This is a genomic window from Caulobacter sp. GW822-FHT01G02 (assembly GCF_058802865.1).
In genome coordinates, this window is the sequence record NZ_JBXAON010000002.1 from 686,028 (window position 1) to 705,421 (window position 19,394).

A 19,394-nucleotide genomic window follows, 5' to 3' on the forward strand; every position below is an offset into this window, starting at 1 on the left:
ATGCCTCAGGGCTTCGGATGCGTCGCCTTCCAGTCCATGGCGCGGCGGACGCGGACGCTGACCGCCGGGTGGTCGTAGAACAGCACCTCTTCCAGCTTGGATGGCGTGGCGGCGCGGTATTCGATGGTCTTGACCAGGGCCTTGGCCAGGCCGTCAGGCTCGTTGAAGTTCACCAGGCTGTAGCGGTCGGCGTCGCTCTCGACCTCGCGCACCAGGGTGTTGGTGATCGGGCCGCCGATCAGGCCCAGCACGGCCATGATCACCGCCAGCACCGGCAGGCCGGCCGGATCGGCGACGCCCGTCACGCCCTTGGCGTTCAGCGCTTGCGCGAACCACGGGAACGTCCGGTCGACGATGAAGAAAGCGATGACCGCCAGCACGGCGAAAATGCCGGTGATCCACAGGCTGTGCTGGTGGGCGTAGTGGCCCATCTCGTGGCCGACGACGCCGCGCACCTCGGCGATGTCCGCGCCCTTCTTGAACATCACGTCGCTCATCGCCACCCGGGCCGAGCCGCCGAGGCCCGAGACGTTGGCGGTATAGGCGTTGGACTGCTTGGAGCCGTTGTACACGAAGATCTTGTCGCTCGGGATGCCGACCGACTTGGCCATGGCCACGACCTCGTCACGCACGGGACCGGCTGGCGCGGGACTATATTTGTTGAACAGCGGCTCGATATAGATCGGGGCCAACAGCATGCCGAAGACGATGAACCCCGCAGTCAGGCCCCCGGCCCACAGCCACCACAGACGGCGCGCGCGGCGAATCAACACGTAGAGCAGCGCCAGGAAGATCGCGGTGAACACGATCGAGATCGCCGTGCCCATCAGGTTCTCGGTCAGCCAGCCGCCGAAGGCCTGGCTGGTCAGGCCGTACTGCTTCTGCCGCCACCAGTTCGAATAGACCGACCAGGGCAGCTCCAGCAGCCAGCTGAAAGCGACGAAGACGGCGGCGACCACGAAGCTGGCCAGGAGCGGCCGTCCCTTCTTGCGCTCGACGCCCTGCTCAACCTTGGTCAGCACGCCGGTGCGGATAATGATCCAGGCCGCCAGGACCGAGACGACGAAGCCCCACAACACTAGCCAGTGACCGCCCTGGGTATAGTGCTGCGCCTTTTCGTGCGCTTCCGGCGGCAACTGCGCCAGATAGGCGGCCGTGGCGACCGCCGGGTCAAATTGAGCCATGATCTCCCCTCCCCGGGATGAACTAAAGCAGCAAGCCCCGAGTCCGCGTAGGCGTCAGCTTAATTCGCGGTCAGGTGGAAAGAGCTTCGCCATGTTCGGGCTGGCGAAGCGCGCTCGCCCGTATAGAACTGCGACGGATTGTTTCGCCCAAAGGTTCGTCCGATGCGATTCCCTGCCCGCCGCGCCGTCCTCTCCGGTCTCGGCCTCGCTCTGCTCGCCGCCTGTGGCAAAAAGCCGGACGCTGGTGCCAGCGCCTGGGACAGGATCAAGGCCTCGGGGACCCTGCGCATCGGCCTGGAAGGCACCTATCCGCCGTTCAACTTCCAGGACAAGAGCGGCCAGCTGGCTGGCTTCGAGGTCGACTTCGCCAAGGCCCTGGCCACGCAGATGGGCCTGAAGCCCGACTTCCGGCCCGCCCCGTTCGCGGGCCTCTTGGGCGCGCTCGAATCGGGCCGCGTCGACGTGGTGATCAACCAGATCACCATCACGCCCGAGCGCCAGGCCAAGTACGATTTCTCCGAACCCTACACCGTCTCGGGCATCCAGATCATCAAGCTCAGAGACAAGCCGGGCCTGGACAAGCCCGAGGACCTGGCCGGCAAGAAGGTCGGCGTCGGCCTTGGAACCAACTACGAGCAGTGGGCGCGGACCAACGTGCCCAAGGCCGACATCCGCACCTATGACGACGATCCCACCAAGTACCAGGATCTGCGCGCCGGCCGTATCGACGCGGTGTTGAACGACCGCCTGGTCGCCGCCGACTTCGTCAAGAGCTCACCGGAATTCGTCGCCTCGGGCCCGCCGTTCGCGGCCCAGGGCTCGGGCGTGGCGATGAAGAAGGATCCGGCTCTGAAGGTTATTGTCGACCAGGCCATCGAGGCGCTGCGCGCCAGCGGCAAGCTGACGGCGATCTCGCAGCGGTGGTTCGGCATGGACGTGACGCACTAGGGCCATGGACACAGCTCTGGATCTGCTGCGCCAGTCCGCGCCCCTGCTGCTGAAGGGCGCCGGCTACACCGTCCTGCTCAGCGTCATCGGCATGGGGATCGGGGTCGTGCTGGGCTTTGGCCTGGCCCTGATGCGCCTGTCGCGCTCGCCGCTGCTGCGCTGGCCGGCGGCGGTGTATGTCTCGGCCTTCCGGGGCACGCCGCTGCTGGTGCAGCTGTTTCTGATCTACTACGGCCTGCCGCAGTTCGGGATCGAGATGCCCGCCCTGGCGGCCGCCGGAATCGGCTTCTCGCTGAACGTCGCGGCCTATTCCTGCGAGATCCTGCGCAGCGCTATCGACGCCGTCGACAAGGGTCAGTGGGAAGCCGCCGGCGTGCTGGGCATGAGCCGCGGTCAGACCCTGCGCCGGGTGATACTGCCCCAGGCCGCCCGCACCGCCGTCGCCCCGCTGTCGAACAGTTTCATCGGCCTGGTCAAGGACACCTCCCTGGCCGCCACCATCCAGGTGCCGGAGCTGTTCCGCCAGGCTCAGCTGATCACGGCCCGGACCTACGAGATCTTCACCATGTACCTGGCCGCGGCGGCCATCTACTGGATCCTCTCCACCGTGCTCGCGGCCGTGCAGGGCCAGTTGGAACGCCGCGCCGCGGAGGGCCGCCGATGAGCGCGATCGACGCCAAGGGCCTGAAGAAGAGCTTCGGCGACACCCCCGTCCTGGCGGGCGTAGACCTGACCGTGGTCCCCGGCGAGATCGTCGCCATCATCGGTCCCAGCGGCTCGGGCAAGAGCACGCTGCTGCGCTGCCTCGCGGGTCTGGAACTCCTGAACGGAGGCGATCTGACCATCGCGGGCGTCACGGCCGGCGGCAAGGTTCCCCTGGCCAAGGCCCTGAACGGCCGGGTCGGCTTCGTCTTCCAGAGCTTCAATCTGTTTCCGCACAAGACGGCGCTTGAAAACGTCATCGAGGGACCGGTGGTCGTCCGCAAGGAAGATCCAACCAAGGCCCGCGCGCGCGGTCTGGCCCTGCTGGAGAAGGTCGGCCTGGGCGGTCGCGCCGACGCCTATCCCGCCGCCCTGTCCGGCGGCCAGCAGCAGCGCTGCGCCATCGCCCGCGCTCTGGCCATGGATCCCGAGGTCATCCTGTTCGACGAGCCGACCTCGGCCCTCGACCCCGAACTGGTCGGCGAGGTGCTGACCGTGATCCGCGATCTGGCCGTCGAAAAACGGACCATGGTCATCGTCACCCACCAGATGGACTTCGCCCGAGATGTCGCTGATCGGACGATTTTCATGGACGGCGGCGTCATCGTGGAGCAAGGACCCTCCCGTCAGTTGCTTTCCTCCCCGCGTGAAGAGCGGACCCGCAAGTTCCTGGCCAGGTCGGGTGTCCTCCAGCCATAATTTGGCCCACGGGACGCTTCACGTCCTGCTAGCGCGTCAGGCGAATGCGTAGGCGGCCTCGCTGCTCAGGCGCGCGATTAACGATCAAAACCAAAGCCCTACGCCGGGTGGCTTTTATGGCGAGGACAGCGTGAAGCCTTATATCGAACTCAAGGGCGCCTCGGGCGCCGTCTATCGCTACAAGCTGGCCGAGAACGGCGAGCCTGCGACCACGATCGCCGGTAACTACGTCTATGTCGACGCCAAGGGCGCTGTGGTTTTCGCCGGTGAGGCCAATAACCTGATCGACGCCAAGGCCCGCTGGTCGGAAGCCTATGCCCGCCATGGCGCAACTTGGCTCTACACGCGCCTGAACGTCTCGGGCGCCTCGCGGGCGGATGAATATTCCGATCTCGTGATCGCGCTTCAGCCCGTGATGAATCAGGCCGACTAGGGTCTGCCTCCGGGCGCGGGACCGGCTATGGTTCAGCCAAATGCGCCCGGAGATTCTCTTTCCCCTGTTCAGCTCGGTGTCCACGCTCAAGGGCGTGGGCCCGCGCGTCGCGCCGCTGGTCGAGAAGCTGGCCGGCCCGATCGTGCGCGACGTGCTGTTCACCGCGCCGACGGGTCTGATCCGCCGCTCGGTGACCAAGGTCGACCAGGCCGTCGACGGCCTGGTCCAGACCTTCATCGTCACCATCGATCAGCATCAGCCGCCAGGCCGCCTGGGCCAGCCCTGGAAGATTCGCGCCTGGGACGGCACGGGCTTCCTGACCCTGATCTGGTTCAAGGGTCACGGCCCACACCTGGAGCGCCAGCACCCCAAGGGCGCGCACCGCGCTGTCAGCGGCAAGGTCGAACGACCGGACGGCTATGCCTCCGAACTGCAGATCGCCCACCCGGACTACATCGTCGACGCCGAGCGCGCCGGCGACATTCCCGAAATCGAGACCGTCTATCCGGCGACCCACGGCCTGCCCTCGCGCACCTTCCGCAAGTTCGCCCTGGAAGCCTTGAGTCGCGCGCCAGACCTCCCCGAATGGCAGGACGCGGCCTGGCGCGAGCGCGAAAAGCTGCCCGGCTGGCGAGAGGCCCTGGCCGCCATGCACGCGCCCGCCAGCGAGGCGGACCTGTCGCCGCTGGCGAGGCCCCGCCGGCGCCTGGCCTATGACGAACTGCTGGCGCACCAGTTGGCTCTGGCCCAGCGCAAGGCCTCGCGCCGCGCGAGCCCCGGTCCGCGCATCCCGTCCGGCTCGCTGTCGGAAGCGGCCGAGAAGGCCCTGCCCTTCAAGCTGACCGGCGCCCAGATACGATCTCTTTCGGAAATTCGCGGCGACCTCGCTTCCGGCGAGCGCATGAGCCGTCTGCTGCAGGGCGACGTCGGCTCGGGCAAGACCGTGGTGGCGATGCTGGCCATGGCCGACGCGGCCGGCGCCGGCTTCCAGTCGGCCCTGATGGCTCCGACCGAGATCCTGGCCCGCCAGCACTTCGAGACCATCGCCGCGCCGCTGCGGGCGCTTGGGCTGTCGGTGATCCTGCTGACCGGCCGCGACAAGGGCGCGAGCCGTTCGGCCAAGCTTCTGGGCCTGGGGGACGGAACCCACCACGTCGCCGTCGGCACCCACGCCCTGTTCCAGGACGACGTCGTCTTCGACCGCCTGGCCCTGACGATCATCGACGAGCAGCATCGCTTCGGCGTCAACGAGCGCCGTCGCCTGCAGGACAAGGGCCCCTCCAATGAAGATTGGGGCGTCCATCTGCTGGCCATGTCGGCCACGCCAATCCCGCGCACGCTGGAGCTCACGGTGTTCGGCGACCTCGACGTCTCGCGCATCGACGAGAAGCCACCGGGCCGCACGCCCGTCGCCACCCGCGCCGCGCCGACCCCGCGCGTGCCCGAGATCGTTGAGCGCCTGCGCGGCGCCATCGCCGGCGGCGCCCAGGCGTTCTGGATCTGCCCGCTGGTGTCGGAGTCGGACAAGATCGAGCTGCGCGCCGCCGAGGACCGCGCCGCCGACCTCGCCCGCCACCTGCCTGGCGTGGGCCTCGTCCACGGCCAGATGCCGGCCGCCGAGAAGGACGCGGTCATGCAGCGCTTCGTCGACGGCGAGGTCAGCGTGCTGGTGGCCACCACGGTGGTCGAGGTCGGGGTCAACGTCCCCAACGCCAGCATCATGGTCATTGAGCACGCCGACCGCTTCGGTCTGGCCCAATTGCACCAGCTGCGCGGCCGCGTCGGGCGGGGCACGCGCGAGAGTTCGTGCGTGCTGCTCTACGACCCGCCGTTGTCGGAAGTGGCCCAGCAACGCCTCGACATCCTGCGCCGCAGCGACGACGGTTTCGAGATCGCCGAGAAGGATCTGGAACTGCGCGGCGGCGGCGACCCGCTGGGGCTCAAGCAGAGCGGCTTCCCGGCCTATCGCCTGGCCGACCCCGTCGCGCATCGCGATCTGATCGCCGTCGCCGCCGACGACGCCCGGCTGATCCTGGCCCGCGACCCGGACCTTGCCTCGCCGCGCGGCCAGGCCCTGCGGACGATGCAGGAACTGTTCGACTGGAAGCCGGCCTCGCCGCTGAACGAGGCGGGCTAGGCGGCTAGTGCGCCGCCGCGCCCTTGCGGTGATGCCAGAGGTGCATGACACCAGCCAGGACGCTGCCGATCGCCAGACCCACCACGGCCGAGCCCAACGCGAAGGCCAGCCAGCCCGTCACCGCGCCGATGCCCGGGACACCGTGCGCCCAATGCGAGAAGCCCTCGACCCAGTGCGGGATCGGGGTCAGGTGGAACTTCTCGAGGCCGTGGACGATGATGCCGCCGCCGACCCACAGCATGGCCGCGGTGCCGATCACCGTCAGCGCCTCCATGGTCACCGGCATGGCCTTGACCAGGCCACGGCCAAAGCTCCGCACGCCCTTGGTCTCGCGGCGCGACAGGTGCAGGCCCATGTCGTCCATCTTCACGATCAGCGCCACCGCGCCATACACGACGACCGTCAGCAGCACGCCGACGATGGCCAGCGCCGCCGCCTGCATCGCCAGCCCCAGATGCGCGACCTCGGCCAGGGCGATGGCCATGATCTCGCCGGACAGGATCAGGTCGGTGCGGATCGCGCCGTCGACCTTCTGTTTCTCCAGTTCGGGGGCGCTGAGCGCCAGGTCCTCGATCGCCTCGCCCTCGGCTTCGGGCGTGAACGCCTCCAGGATCTTCTCGGTGGCCTCGAAGGCCAGATAGGATCCGCCGACCATCAGGATCGGCGTCACCGCCCAGGGCGCGAAGGCCGATAGCAAAAGGGCGCCCGGCAGCAGGAAGATCAGCTTGTTGCGTAAAGAGCCGACGGCGATCTTCCAGACGATCGGCAGCTCGCGGTCGGGCGTGAAGCCCATGGCGTAGCCCGGCGTCACCGCCGCGTCGTCGACCACCACGCCCACGGCCTTGGTCCCCGCCTTCCCGGCGGCCGTCCCGACATCGTCCAGCGAGGCGGCGGCGAGCTTGGTGATGGCCGCGACGTCATCGAGCAGCGCGGCGAGACCGGAGGGCATGGAAGATCCTGAGCAGAGGGTTGAGCCTCGTTGCCTAAGGCGCGCCGGGCTCGCCGTAAAGTCGCGAGGCTCTTGCCTGACGTAAGGTGAAACCTGGAAGCTCGTTCCATGGACGTCGCCGCCGCTCTCGATCGCCTCGCCCCGCGTCTGTCGCCGACCGCGACCGGAGCCGTGAACGCCCGTCGCCTGTCGGGCGGGGCCAGCCTGGAAACCTGGGCCTTCGATCTCGACGATGGGACACCGTTGATCCTGCGCAGGCGGCCGGACGGCGCGGCGATGCGCGAGACCGCCCTGTCCCTGGCCTCCGAGGCCGCCCTGATCCGCGCGGCCGAACAGGCCGGGGCGCCGACGCCCCGCGTGGTCCGGGTCTGCGCGCCCAGCGACGGCCTTGGCGAGGCCTATGTCATGCGCCGGCTGGAGGGCGAGACCTTGGGACGGCGGATCGTCCGCGACGAGGCCTTCGCCGGGGTTCGGCCCGGCTTGGCTCGCCGCTGCGGCGAGGTGCTGGCGAGGATCCACGCCGTGCCGACCGAGGGCCTGCCAGACCTGGCCACCTCCGACGCACGAGGCGAACTCGCGCGCTACGAGGAGATTTACCGCCAACTGGGCGCCCGGCGGCCGATCCTGGAGGCGGCGTTCCGCTGGCTTGAGTCCATCGCCCCGCCGCCGCCCGAACGGCCGGTCCTGGTCCACGGCGACTTTCGCAACGGCAATCTGATGATCCACCCAACAGGCGGCCTGGTCGGGGTGCTCGACTGGGAGCTGGCCCATCTGGGCGACCCGGCCGAGGACCTCGGCTGGATCTGCGTCAATTCCTGGCGCTTCGGAGAATGGCGAAAGCCCGTCGGCGGCTTCGGCGACTATGCCGACCTGCTGGCTGGCTATGGCGGCGGAATCTCGCTCGATCGGGTGCGGTTCTGGCAAGCCCTGGGCTCGCTGAAATGGGGCGTCATGTGCCTGATGATGTATTCCAGCTTCGCCAGCGGCCAGGATCGTTCGATCGAGCGCGCCATGATCGGCCGGCGCACCAGCGAGACCGAGATCGACCTCGTCGCCCTGATGGAGGCCACATGATCAGCCATCCCACCGCCGCCGAGCTGTCCGAAGCCATCGCCGCCTTCGAGGCCGAGCCCGCCGTTCCCCGCGACGCCCGTCACGCCTTCCTGGCCCGCGTCGCCGACAACGCCCGCGCCACCCTGGCTCGCGAATCCGAACAGGGCGCAAGACTCGAGGCCGAGGCCGTCCACCGGCTTAGCGCCCTTCTGGGTGAGGCCGGCGACTTCGCCACGCTCAATGCCAGACTCTGTGAAGCCCTGCGCGAGGGCGCGCTCAATCCGCTCGATCCAGTCCTGCTCGCGCATCTGCGCGCCACGGCGATCGGCCAGATCGCCATCGACCAGCCGAGCTACGGCGGCCTAGCGGCCCTGCGGGACCGCAGGAACGGCGGCTAGCGGGCGGCCGACCATGGTCGCCGACCGCGCCAGGGCGTCGGCCTCAAGGTCGGCGTAGAACAGATTGAACGCGTCGACCTTGCGCCGGTCGGCCCACGAACCACTGTCGCGCAGCGCGCCGGACTTGGGCTTGCTGGTCCGCAGCAGGCCGTTCTCGCAGCGCGCCGAGACCTGTCGTTGCAGGAAGGGCGGCCGAGCGCCCCAGTCCAGGCCGGTGGCGTTGGCCGCGCCGAGGTTCAGCTTGGCCGGGGCGCGCTCCAGGCCGGTCCCGCCCAGCAGCGGGTTGAAGCACAACGGCGTGCGGTGCTCGAGATTGACCAGCTGATCGGTCCCGTCCCAGACCAGCGAGCGGCCGGTCAGTTCCTGGACAGCGCGGAAGTCCCCCTCCTGAGCCGAGGCCCAGGCCGCGACGCAGCCGGTCTCGCCCTTGTGTTCGCAGGCGGGGATCGGCGCCCTTGGCCCGTATTCGTCGGCGGGGGCAACCGTCTGGATCAGATAGGCGGCGACCAGGCGGCGCTTGAGGTCAGGGTCGGCGGCGACTTCCTCGCGCAACAGCCGCGCGGCCAGAGAGCCGCCCTGCTCCACCCCGACGATGATGAACGGCCGCGCCTCGCCATAGCGCGACAGATAGGTCTTGAACGCCTGTCTGACGTCGCCATAGGCGAAGCGTCGCGCGTCGCGGGCGTCGTCGCGCAGGGTCAGATAGGTGTAGAGGCTGGCTTGGCGGTAGCGCGGCGCGAACACCCGGCCCACGCGGTCGAACGGTCCGGCATAGTTCGGGATCACCACCCGCGACAGAAACCGTTGCGCCTTGGGCTGGTCGATGCCGCCGTTCCAGTCGCGGCCGCCGTCGAAGGTGGTCGGATGGAGGAAGAATATGTCGACCGGCCGGTTGGCCTGGGCCGCGCCCGGCAGCAGCGCCCAGGAAGAGGACTTGCCGTAGTCCGGGGCCGGCGGCGGACGGTAGGTCAGGAACGGCACCTTGGGGTCCAGGGCGTTACTGAGAATGTCGTAGCGAAACACGAAGGCGGCCGTCAGGAACAGCGCCAGGAACAGCGCCAGCCCCGCGAAGATCCAGCGTTTGAAGCCTTTGAACGGACCGCCCATGGCTCTGGGTTACACCAAGGCCAAGGCGGCTTTAAGCCCCTTTTCCTTACGCGCCTTCCTGACCGATGATCGCCACGGAGCAGACGTTGCTGGCCGGCGCGCCGCCCAGGTTGTGGGTCATGCCGAAGACCGGATTGGCCAGTTGCCGCTCACCTGCCCGGCCCTGCAATTGCAGATACATCTCGTAGAGCATCCGCAGGCCCGAGGCGCCGATCGGATGGCCGAAGCACTTGAGGCCGCCATCGATCTGGCAGGGTATGCCGCCGTCGGCGTCGTAGAAGCCGTCCAGCACGTCGCGCCAGCCTTGGCCTTCGGGCGAGATGAACAGGTCCTCCATCGTCACCAGTTCGGTGATCGAGAAGCAGTCGTGCACCTCCATCATCGAGATCTGGTCGCGCGGCCGCTCGATGCCGGCCTCCTTATACGCCTTGCGCGCGGCGATGCGGGCGGTGTGGAAGTGGCTGCCATCCCAGCCGTTGTACTGGCTCTCGTAGCCGTTCGAGACCGACAGCTGCAGAGCCTTCACGGTGACGAGATCGCGCTTGCCGAGCGCCCGCGCGATCTCGGGCGTGGTGACGATCGCCGCCGCCGCGCCGTCCGAGACGCCGCAGCAGTCGAACAGACCCAGAGGCTCGGCGATCATCGGTGCGTTCAAAGCCTGCTCGGCGGTGATCGGCTTGCGCAGGTGCGCCTTGGGGTTCTTGGCGCCGTTGGCGTGGCTCTTGACCGAGACGTGGGCGATGGCGCGCTTGAGGTCGTCCTTGGAGACCCCGTGCTTGGCGCGATAGGCGCTGGCCAGCTGGGCGAAGTTGCCGGGGGCGGAACCGTTCGGCATCACCTGCGGACTGAGCGTGCCGGGATTGGCGACCGGCAGGCCGCCATAGCCGGTGTCCTTCAGCTTCTCGACGCCGACCGCCAGGGCGATGTCAGCCGCCCCCGCCGCCACGGCGTAGACCGCGCCGCGGAAGGCTTCCGAGCCCGAGGCGCAGAAGTTCTCGACCCGGGTCACGGCGATGTTGGGCAGGCGCAGGGCGATCGACAGCGGCGTGCCGCCCTTGCCCGAGCCGATCTCGTCGATGTGCGTCGAGAACCACGCCGCGTCCAGTTGGGTCTGATCGACGCCCGCGTCCCGCATGGCCTCCAGATAGGCCTCGACCATCAGGTCATCGGGCCCGGCGTCCCAGCGCTCGCCGAACTTGCTGCAGCCCATCCCGAGGATGGCGACCTTGTCGCGGATACCCTGTGGCATGTCTGACTCCTATTCGGCGGCTTGAGCGGTCCGGCCGGCCAGCGCGGCGCGATCCGGCGTGGCCTTCCAGAAGTAGCGGACGAAGCCGCGCTTCTCGTCGACCTCCTTGATGCGGAACACCATCCGCACCGGCAGGCCGGTCTCGACATCTCCAGGCGCGACATCGGTGATGTCCATCATGATCCGCCCGCCGCCCTCGAAGACGATCATGCCGTAGTGGTTCGGCGGAGCCATGGAAAAGGTAAGGTAATCAGCCGAATAGCTGAGAACACTCGCGCGGCGTTCGGCGAAGCGATACGGCTCCTGGGTGTCGACGGCGGGGTTGTTCGGCGCGACCGAGATACGCGTGCGCGGGAATTGCACGACGCCGGTCTCGCGACAGCGGCCGCCGACCAGGCCAAGGATCATGTCCTCGTTGCGGTAGAGGGTGGTCAGGGCCGTCTTGTTGTCCTTCTCGGCCCGCATGCCCTTTTCCCATTCAATGAGTCCATTGAAGGTCAGGAATTTCAGGTAGTTGGTCTCGACTTCTCGATCGGCCAGCGCGCCGGTCACGCCCCGCGCCGGGCGCTGGCCCTGGCCGGTAGCGCGGAACACCAGCGCCTCGGCGCCTTGGCCGAACTGGGCGACAAGGATGACCTCGCCCGCCTTGGCGTCCTCCAGCGCGTGGGCCAGCATGATCGGCCCGTGCGCGCAGCCGGCTTCCCCCATCACGGCGGCGAGGTTGTCGCGGACGGCCTCGGGCCTGATTCCGACGGCCTTGGCCACGGTCGCGGCCATGCCGGAAAAGGTCGACGGGAAGCAGAAATGATCGACTTCAGAAGCGCTTATCCCAGCGACCTCAAGCGCCGTTCGAACAGCCGGCGGGACCAGCTTGACGATACCCTCGTCTCGGATCCAACGCTCTTCCCAGTAATAGTCGAATCCGCCGTCGTCGCCGCGGAAGTGGTCGACGAAGTCGTCGGTGACCGAACCCCGTCCCAGCAGCTCGGCGGCGCCGGGGCCGTCGGTGACCACGAAGGCCGCCGCGCCGTCGCCGAAGTCCAGTTCCTGGGCCGAGACGGCGCGGGTCTTGCGGTGTTCACCGACGGTGACCAGAGAGGTTCCACCGCTCGCCAGCGCCTGGCCCAGCGCCGTCAGGCCGCAGCGCTGCGAACCAGTCACGTCGCTGGCGGTGATCGACTTCTCAAGGGTCAGGGCCGCCGAGACGATCCCCGCGTTCAGCCGGTCGGCGAACGGCGCGGTCGTCGAGGCGAAGTAGAGACTGTCGATGTGGGAACGGTCGTCGCTTGACCCCAGGGCGTCGCGGGCCGCCTCGACCGCCATGGTCAGGGCGTCCTCGTCCCAGTTGGCCATCGAGCGTTCGCCCTTGCCCTTGGCTTTCAGGTTCGGGGCGACCCAGGCATTGGCCTCGGTCACCGCCTTGCGGCTCAGACGCAGACGCGGCGCATAGGCGCCCCAGGCGGCGATGCCAGCCATGACGAACTCCCTGATGTCGAGGTTCGCGCCTCGATCTCGGGACTCAGCCTACGCTCGTCGCCACGGCCAGCAACCGTGCCCTGACGTCAGCGATACGGGTCGTCGGTATTCAGGTAGCCCGCCACATAGTCGGCGACGCCGTCCTCCAACGGAGTCATCGGCGCGTCGTAGCCCGCCGCCCGCAGGCGGCTCATGTCGGCCTGGGTGTAGTACTGGTACTTGCCGCGCAGCACCTCGGGCATGTCGATATAGGTGATGTCCGGCGCGCGGTTCACCGCCTCGAAGGTGGCCACGGCGAGATCCCGGAACGAGCGCGCGTGGCCCGAACCCAGGTTGAAGACGCCGTTGACGGCCGGGTTCCTGGACAACCAGGCGATCACGTCGACGGCGTCCCGGACATAGACGAAATCGCGCAGCTGGCCGCCGTCTTCGTAGTCCGGGTGGTGCGACTTGAAGAGCTTGACCCCTTCGCCCGCGGCGACGCGCGGCCAGATCTGGGCCACGACCGACTTCATGCCGTCCTTGTGGTCCTCGTTGGGGCCATAGACGTTGAAGAACTTCAGGCCCGCCCATTGGGTCGGAGCATGACCGCGATGGGCCTCGCGCACGGCGTAGATATCGAACAGGGCCTTGGACCAGCCATAGGCGTTCAACGGTCGCAGGGCCTGCAGCGAGGCCAGATCGTCCTTGCCCTCGAAGCCCAGCGAGCCATCCCCATAGGTCGCCGCCGACGAGGCGTAGATCAGGCGCTTGCCGTGTTGCGCGCACCAGTCCCACAGGTCGCGCGACAGCACGAAGTTGGACTGCACGATCTTGTCGGCGTCGGCCTCCGTCGTCGACGACACCGCGCCCATGTGGATGATCAGTTCGACCTCGGCGCCGCGCCTGGCCAGCCAGTCGAACAGTTGCTCGGGCGCGACGAAGTCGGCGATCGGGTGCTTGGCGATGTTGCGCCACTTGCCGCTGGCCGCGTCGCGCAGGCGATCGCAGACCACCACGTCCAGGGCAGGATCCTCGCACAGACGCGCGACGATGTTGGAGCCGATGAAGCCGGCGCCGCCGGTCACCAGAACGATACGGCGGCTCATCGGGCTGATTTCTGGGCTACGGCTTTCGGCTGACTCAAGGCAACTCTTCCAGCGGACAGGGATTTCAGGCGCCCAAGAGGTGACCTTTCGGGCGGGGTGAGGCAAGTGCGGAAAGACACGGATCAGGACCCCGTCATCGTCTGGTTCCGCAACGACCTGCGATTAACCGACAATCCGGCCCTGCGCCATGCCGCGGACAGCGGCCGGCCGGTGATCCCGCTCTACATTCTCGACGAGACGCCAGGTCTCCGCCCCCGGGGCGCGGCCTCCCTGTGGTGGCTCGACAAGTCTCTGAGGATCCTGGCCGAAAGCCTTGATAAGCTTGGCAATAGGCTGGTGCTTCGCAAGGGCGCGGCGGCCGAGGTGCTGGACGACATGCTCGCCCGTACCGGCGCGACCTGCGTGCTGTGGAACCGTCTCTACGACCAGGCCAGCATCGATCGCGACACCGCGATCAAAGCCCGCCTGAAGGACGCCGGCGCCGATGGCCAGAGCTTCAACGCCGGCCTTTTGAACGAGCCCTGGACAGTGCGGAACGGCGCCAAGCAGCCCTACAAGGTCTTCACGCCCTATTGGCGGGCGGCGCGCGAGCACCTTGGCCACGTCACCGTAGAACCCGCGCCCAAACACCTGAAATCACCCGAACATTTCCCGTGCAGCGAAAGTCTCTCTGACTGGAGCCTGCATCCGACCAAGCCCGACTGGTCGAAGGGCTTCGATCTCTGGACCCCTGGCGAGGCCGGCGCGCTGGAGCGACTCAACGCGTTCCTTTCCGGTCCGATCGATAGCTACGGCAAGCAGCGCGACCTGCCGGGCGTCGAGGCGACCTCCCGCCTGTCGCCTCACCTGCACTTCGGCGAGATCGGCCCGCGCCAGATCTGGCTGGCCGCCCGCAAAGCCGCCGAGCATAGCGACGCCCCCGACGGCGAGATCGAGAAGTTCCTCTCCGAAGTCGGTTGGCGCGAGTTCAACCATTCGATCCTGTTCCATTGGCCAGGGCTGCCGACCCGGAGCTTCCGGCCCGAATTCGAAGCCTTCCCGTGGCAATCAAACCCGGCCTTCTTCGAGGCCTGGACCAAGGGCGAAACCGGCTATCCGATCGTCGACGCCGGCATGCGCGAGTTGTGGGTCACCGGCTTCATGCACAACCGCGTCCGCATGATCGTCGCCTCGTTCCTGATCAAGCATCTGCTGATCGACTGGCGCGAGGGCGAGGCTTGGTTCTGGGACACCCTGGTGGACGCCGACCTGGCCAACAATGTCGGCAACTGGCAGTGGGTGGCTGGCAGCGGCGCGGACGCCTCGCCCTACTTCCGGATCTTCAATCCCATCGCCCAAGGCGAGAAGTTCGATCCGCGCGGGGTCTATGTCCGGCGCTGGGTTCCCGAACTGAAAGGCGTTCCCGACGAGGTTATCCACAAGCCATGGGAGCGGGCCCTGCATCTGCCGGCGGACGCAAAACGTCTCTATTCTAGACCAATCGTCGACCACGCCCAGGCGCGCGAGAAAGCCATGGAGGCCTATCGCGGACTGTAACGGGTTTACGAGCCGGTCGTTAACGGCGTTAATGAACGCGCAACCGGATGCGAGGCCCCGCCTTGGATACGACGCTCTGGAATCACCCCGACCTGAAGGCCGCCCCGGCCGCCTTTCGCGCCGCCCTGCGGGTGGCGGCGACGAACTGGGAAACCGGTTCGGTCACCTTCATCCTGCCCACCGGCGCGCCGTTGACCGTCCGAGGCCGCCTGCCGGGTCCGGACGCCACGATCCGGATCCACGACTACAACTTCATCCGCCGCGCCTTCTCGTCCGGCGATATCGGCTTCGCCGAAGGCTTCATGGCGGGCGAATGGGAAACACCCGACCTGTCGACGGTGCTGGAGGCGTTCTCGCTGAACTTCGACAGGCTGTCGGCGCTGGTCAAGGGCAACCCGGTGATGCGGATGGTCAACGCCCTCTATCACCTGTTTCACCGCAACAGCCGCGACGGCTCGAGACGGAACATCCACGCCCACTACGACCTGGGCAACGCGTTCTATTCGCGCTGGCTGGACCCCAGCATGACCTATTCCTCGGCCCTCTATGAGCGCCCGAACCAGTCCCTGCCCGAGGCCCAGACCGCCAAGTACGCGGCCCTCGCCCGGACCATCGACCTCTCGCCCGGCAAGCACGTGCTGGAGATCGGCTGCGGCTGGGGCGGCTTCGCCGAGTTCGCCGCCAAGGAGGTGGGCGCCAAGGTCACCGGCATCACCATCTCCCAGGCCCAATACGACTTCGCCCGCAAGCGCCTGTTCGACCAGGGGCTGTCCGAGAAGGCCGACATCCAGCTGATCGACTACCGAGATGTCCAGGGTCGGTTCGACGCCGTGGCCTCGATCGAGATGTTCGAGGCGGTCGGCGAGGAATACTGGCCGTCGTATTTCGGCAAGATCCGCGAGGTGCTGATACCGGGAGGCCGCGCAGGCCTACAGATCATCACCATCCGCGACGAGCTGTTCGCCAGCTATCGCGGACGCACCGACTTCATCCAGCGCTACATCTTCCCGGGCGGCATGCTGCCCAGCGAGGCGCGCCTTAAGGAAGAGACCGAGCGCGCGGGCCTGGAATGGAGCGATCTCAAGCGCTTCGGCCAGAACTATGCCGACACCCTGGCCGAATGGGCGCGGCAGTTCGAAGGCGCCTGGAGCGACATCCGCAAGGACGGTTTCGACGAACGGTTCCGGCGCCTGTGGCGGTTCTATCTCAGCTACTGCGAGGCCGGCTTTCGGACCGAACGAACCAATGTCATTCAGTTGGGCCTGAGCCGCAGCTGATATCCACAGCTTGTGGATATCAGGTCAAACCATGGTCAAGCTTAAGGTTTGTCGGTCGGCGCTGAGGCGCTTTCAGGAAAACTAGGGTTGCGCAGGCTTTTCGCGGCACGATCTACCAGCCAACCGAAAGATCCTCCCAAGGCCCCGCATGACCGTCCTGCCCAGCGTTCTAGACGCGATCGGAAACACCCCGCTGATCCGCTTGCGCCACGCCAGCGAGGCCACCGGCTGCGAGATTCTGGGCAAAGCCGAGTTCATGAACCCCGGCCAGTCGGTCAAGGACCGCGCGGCCTTGGGCATCATTCGTGACGCGGAGGCCAAGGGCCTGCTGAAACCCGGCGGCCGCATCGTGGAGGGCACCGCCGGCAACACCGGCATTGGCCTGGCCATGGTCGCCTCGGCGCTGGGCTACAAGACCACGATCGTCATCCCGCGCACCCAGAGCCAGGAGAAGAAGGACGCCATCCGCCTGTTGGGCGCGGAACTGGTCGAGGTCGACGCCGTCCCGTACTCCAACCCCGACAACTATGTCCGCTATTCCGGGCGGTTGGCCGAGGAACTCGCCAAAACCGAAGGGAATGGAGTTGTTTGGGCCAACCAGTTCGACAATGTCGCCAACCGCGAAGCCCACTACCGGACGACCGGCCCGGAAATCTTCGAGCAGACGGGCGGTGAGGTCGACGGCTTCATCTGCGCGGTCGGCTCGGGCGGCACCCTGGCCGGCGTCGCTCAGGCCCTGCGCGAGCGCAAGCCCGGCGTGAAGATCGGCCTGGCCGACCCCTACGGCGCGGCGCTGTACGCCTGGTACAAGGACGGCGAGCTGAAATCGGAGGGAACCTCGATCAGCGAGGGCATCGGCCAAGGTCGCATCACCGCCAACCTGAAGGATCTGGTCATCGACCACCCCTACCGCGTCACCGACGCGGAGATGCTGGAGGTGCTGTACGATCTCGTCCAGCACGAGGGTCTGTGCCTGGGCGGCTCGTCGGGCGTCAACATCGCCGGCGCGATCAAGCTGGCGCGCGAACTGGGTCCTGGCCACACCATCGTGACCATCCTGTGCGACCACGGCTCGCGCTACCAGTCCAAGCTGTTCAATCCCGAATTCCTGAAGGAAAAGGGCTTGCCGACGCCGCCTTGGATGTAAACTCGTCGCCGAGTCTGATCCTAAGAGGCGTCCCATGGCCATCCCGTCCGATCCGCTGGTCTCCACCGCCTGGCTGGCCGAGCATCTCGACGCGCCGGACGTGCGCGTGGTCGACGCCTCGTGGCACATGCCCGCCGCCCAGCGCGATCCGGCCCAGGAGTTCCTGGCCGCTCACATCCCCGGCGCGGTTTTCTTCGACATCGACGGCATCTCGGACGAGACCTCCGACTTGCCGCACATGATCCCGACGGCGGTGAAGTTCGCCTCGCGGGTCAGGAAGCTGGGCCTGGGCGACGGTTCGCGGATCGTCGTCTACGACAGCAGCGGCATCCTGCCGGCCGCCCGCGCCTGGTGGCACTTCCGCGCCATGGGTCACGAGGATGTCGTGGTGCTGGACGGCGGCCTGCCCAAGTGGATCGCCGAGGGCCACCCGGTCGAGGACGGTCCGGCAATGCCGCAGGAACGGCACTTCACCCCGCGCTACCAGGCCGACATCTACCGCTCGCTGGAGCAGATGCGCGAGATCGTCGCGACCGGCCGCGAGCAGATCATCGACGCCCGCGCCGCCGGCCGCTTCGAGGGCAAGGACCCCGAGCCCCGCGCCGGCTTGCGCGGCGGCCACATGCCCGGGGCCCGCAACATCCCGCTCTCGGCCCTGCTGGCCGCCGACGGGACCATGCTGCCGGCCGAGAAATTGAAGACGGTGTTCGAGTCCGCGGGAGTCGACATCAACAAGCCGATCACCTCGACCTGCGGCTCGGGCATCACCGCCTCGGTCGTGGCCCTGGCCCTGGCGCGTTTGGGCAAGCCGCGTTCGGCGGTCTATGACGGCTCATGGACGGAATGGGGCGGCCTGGCGGACACGCCGGTGGTCACCGGCCCCGCGGCTTAGCGCATCGGCGGGGCGTACAGCAGGCCGGGCTTGGGCGCGTTCCACAGCGCGTTGAGGCCTCGGTCCAGCTTCAGGGCCGAACCGCCGCCGATGTCGCGGTCGAAGATCTCGCCGTAACTTCCCCCCGTGATAATCGCGCGGTAGGCCCAGTCGGCGTCCAGGCCCAGCATGGCGCCGAACCCGCCCTCGCCCAGCAGCCGCCGCGCCTCGGGATCTGCGCCGGCCTTCATGTCCTTGGCGTTGGCCTTGGTCACCCCGTGCTCCTCGGCCAGAACCAGGGCGTAGAGGGTCCAGCGGACGATGTCGGTCCAGGCCGGATCGTCCTGGCGCACCAGCGGTCCCAGCGGTTCCTTGGAGATCGCGTCGGGCAGGATCACGTGGGCGCCTGGATCGTCCAGCACCGACCGCGCCGCCGCCAGCGCCGAGATGTCGGAGGTGAAGGCGTCGCACTTGTCGGCCTGGTAGGCGGCGCGGGCCTGTTCCTCGCTGTCGAACACCATGGCCGTGTAGGCGATGCCGCGCGCTCTGAAGAAGTCCTCCAGGTTCTGGGCCGAGGTGGCGCCGGTCTGGACGCAGATCTTGGCCGTGTTCAGCTCGACGGCGCTGGTCAGGTTCAGATTGCGGCGGACCATAAAGCCCTGGCCGTCGAAATAGGAGATCGCCGCCATGTCCAGCTGGTCGCCGGCGTCGCGCGAGAAGGTCCAGGACGTGTTGCGCCACAGGACATCGACCTTGCCGGTGCGCAGAGCGGTGATCCGCTCCTCGTTGCCCAGCGGCACGAAGGTGACCTTGTCGGGCTTGCCGAGCACGGCGGCGGCCAGGGCGCGGCAGAAATCGACGTTGAAGCCGCGCCAGTGTCCGCCATTGTCCCGGAAGGCGAAGCCCGGCAACTCGGGATTTACCCCGCAACGCAACTCGCCGCGCGCCTTGATGGCCTTCAGGGTCTTGCTGGGCGCGGCGGGTTTGATGGCCAGCGGCGGCGCCTGTTCGGCGGGACGCGGCTCGGGCGTGGGTTTGCGCTGGCCGCACCCCGCGAGCGCGAGCGCGAGCATCGATAAGACCACTACGCCAAAACGCACCGACACCCGATCACTCCTTGAACCGTGCGCGCGCGGCGCT

18 protein-coding genes are annotated in these 19,394 nt (G+C 67.7%); 11 read left to right on the forward strand and 7 right to left on the reverse strand.

The annotated features are described in order from the left end of the window. Positions 1-5 precede the first annotated feature (5 nt). A complete protein-coding gene (locus AC1RNC_RS08755) occupies positions 6-1,184 on the reverse strand; it encodes a M48 family metallopeptidase (protein ID WP_492885385.1) in 1,179 nt (392 codons plus the stop codon). A gap of 162 nt (positions 1,185-1,346) precedes the next feature. Here AC1RNC_RS08755 and tcyJ point away from each other — a divergent pair, with 162 nt between their 5' ends. The 5 genes from tcyJ (at position 1,347) to recG (ending at position 6,103) form a co-directional block, all read left to right on the forward strand. Continuing rightward, positions 1,347-2,132, forward strand: a complete 786-nt coding sequence (gene tcyJ, locus AC1RNC_RS08760; RefSeq protein WP_492885387.1) for a cystine ABC transporter substrate-binding protein — start codon at positions 1,347-1,349, stop codon at positions 2,130-2,132. A gap of 4 nt (positions 2,133-2,136) precedes the next feature. Beyond that, positions 2,137-2,796 (forward strand): cystine ABC transporter permease, encoded by a 660-nt coding sequence (gene tcyL / locus AC1RNC_RS08765; protein WP_492839317.1) that lies wholly within the window; start codon positions 2,137-2,139, stop codon positions 2,794-2,796. After that, entirely contained in the window at positions 2,793-3,533 is a 741-nt protein-coding gene (locus tag AC1RNC_RS08770) for an amino acid ABC transporter ATP-binding protein (protein WP_492885390.1), read from the forward strand. The genes tcyL and AC1RNC_RS08770 overlap by 4 nt, the downstream gene beginning before the upstream one ends. Positions 3,534-3,663: 130 nt before the next feature. Further along, positions 3,664-3,966: a hypothetical protein gene (locus AC1RNC_RS08775; protein WP_492839321.1), complete on the forward strand. Its 303-nt coding sequence runs from the start codon at positions 3,664-3,666 to the stop codon at positions 3,964-3,966. Between the two features lie 40 nt (positions 3,967-4,006). Beyond that, entirely contained in the window at positions 4,007-6,103 is a 2,097-nt protein-coding gene (recG, locus tag AC1RNC_RS08780; RefSeq protein ID WP_492885392.1) for an ATP-dependent DNA helicase RecG, read from the forward strand. A gap of 4 nt (positions 6,104-6,107) precedes the next feature. Here the strand turns inward: recG and AC1RNC_RS08785 are convergent, their stop codons facing one another. Next, positions 6,108-7,052 (reverse strand): DUF808 domain-containing protein, encoded by a 945-nt coding sequence (locus tag AC1RNC_RS08785; RefSeq protein ID WP_492885394.1) that lies wholly within the window; start codon positions 7,050-7,052, stop codon positions 6,108-6,110. Between the two features lie 108 nt (positions 7,053-7,160). On the opposite strand from AC1RNC_RS08785, the gene AC1RNC_RS08790 reads away from it, so the two are divergent. After that, positions 7,161-8,126, forward strand: a complete 966-nt coding sequence (locus AC1RNC_RS08790; protein ID WP_492885396.1) for a phosphotransferase family protein — start codon at positions 7,161-7,163, stop codon at positions 8,124-8,126. Continuing rightward, positions 8,123-8,503, forward strand: a complete 381-nt coding sequence (locus AC1RNC_RS08795) for a DUF6285 domain-containing protein (RefSeq protein ID WP_492885398.1) — start codon at positions 8,123-8,125, stop codon at positions 8,501-8,503. The genes AC1RNC_RS08790 and AC1RNC_RS08795 overlap by 4 nt, the downstream gene beginning before the upstream one ends. Here AC1RNC_RS08795 and AC1RNC_RS08800 read toward each other — a convergent pair. From AC1RNC_RS08800 to rfaD, 4 genes are all read right to left on the reverse strand, one after another. Further along, positions 8,468-9,610, reverse strand: a complete 1,143-nt coding sequence (locus AC1RNC_RS08800; RefSeq protein ID WP_492885400.1) for a DUF3089 domain-containing protein — start codon at positions 9,608-9,610, stop codon at positions 8,468-8,470. The two genes, AC1RNC_RS08795 and AC1RNC_RS08800, sit on opposite strands and share 36 nt — an antisense overlap. Before the next feature lie 46 nt (positions 9,611-9,656). Next, entirely contained in the window at positions 9,657-10,859 is a 1,203-nt protein-coding gene (locus AC1RNC_RS08805; RefSeq protein WP_492885402.1) for an acetyl-CoA acetyltransferase, read from the reverse strand. A gap of 9 nt (positions 10,860-10,868) precedes the next feature. Then, positions 10,869-12,335, reverse strand: a complete 1,467-nt coding sequence (locus tag AC1RNC_RS08810) for an OB-fold domain-containing protein (RefSeq protein WP_492885404.1) — start codon at positions 12,333-12,335, stop codon at positions 10,869-10,871. Positions 12,336-12,421: 86 nt separating this feature from the next. Beyond that, positions 12,422-13,423, reverse strand: coding sequence for an ADP-glyceromanno-heptose 6-epimerase (gene rfaD, locus AC1RNC_RS08815; protein WP_492885406.1), 1,002 nt, complete (start codon positions 13,421-13,423; stop codon positions 12,422-12,424). Between the two features lie 105 nt (positions 13,424-13,528). On the opposite strand from rfaD, the gene AC1RNC_RS08820 reads away from it, so the two are divergent. The 4 genes from AC1RNC_RS08820 (at position 13,529) to sseA (ending at position 18,275) form a co-directional block, all read left to right on the forward strand. Continuing rightward, positions 13,529-14,959, forward strand: coding sequence for a cryptochrome/photolyase family protein (locus AC1RNC_RS08820; protein ID WP_492885408.1), 1,431 nt, complete (start codon positions 13,529-13,531; stop codon positions 14,957-14,959). A gap of 47 nt (positions 14,960-15,006) precedes the next feature. Further along, entirely contained in the window at positions 15,007-16,236 is a 1,230-nt protein-coding gene (locus AC1RNC_RS08825; RefSeq protein ID WP_492885410.1) for a class I SAM-dependent methyltransferase, read from the forward strand. 148 nt (positions 16,237-16,384) lie between these two features. Continuing rightward, positions 16,385-17,383, forward strand: a complete 999-nt coding sequence (locus AC1RNC_RS08830; RefSeq protein WP_492885412.1) for a cysteine synthase A — start codon at positions 16,385-16,387, stop codon at positions 17,381-17,383. A 34-nt stretch (positions 17,384-17,417) separates the two neighbouring features. Further along, positions 17,418-18,275, forward strand: a complete 858-nt coding sequence (gene sseA / locus AC1RNC_RS08835) for a 3-mercaptopyruvate sulfurtransferase (RefSeq protein ID WP_492885414.1) — start codon at positions 17,418-17,420, stop codon at positions 18,273-18,275. Here the strand turns inward: sseA and AC1RNC_RS08840 are convergent. Then, entirely contained in the window at positions 18,272-19,327 is a 1,056-nt protein-coding gene (locus tag AC1RNC_RS08840; protein WP_492885416.1) for an amino acid ABC transporter substrate-binding protein, read from the reverse strand. The two genes, sseA and AC1RNC_RS08840, sit on opposite strands and share 4 nt — an antisense overlap. Positions 19,328-19,394: the final 67 nt, after the last annotated feature.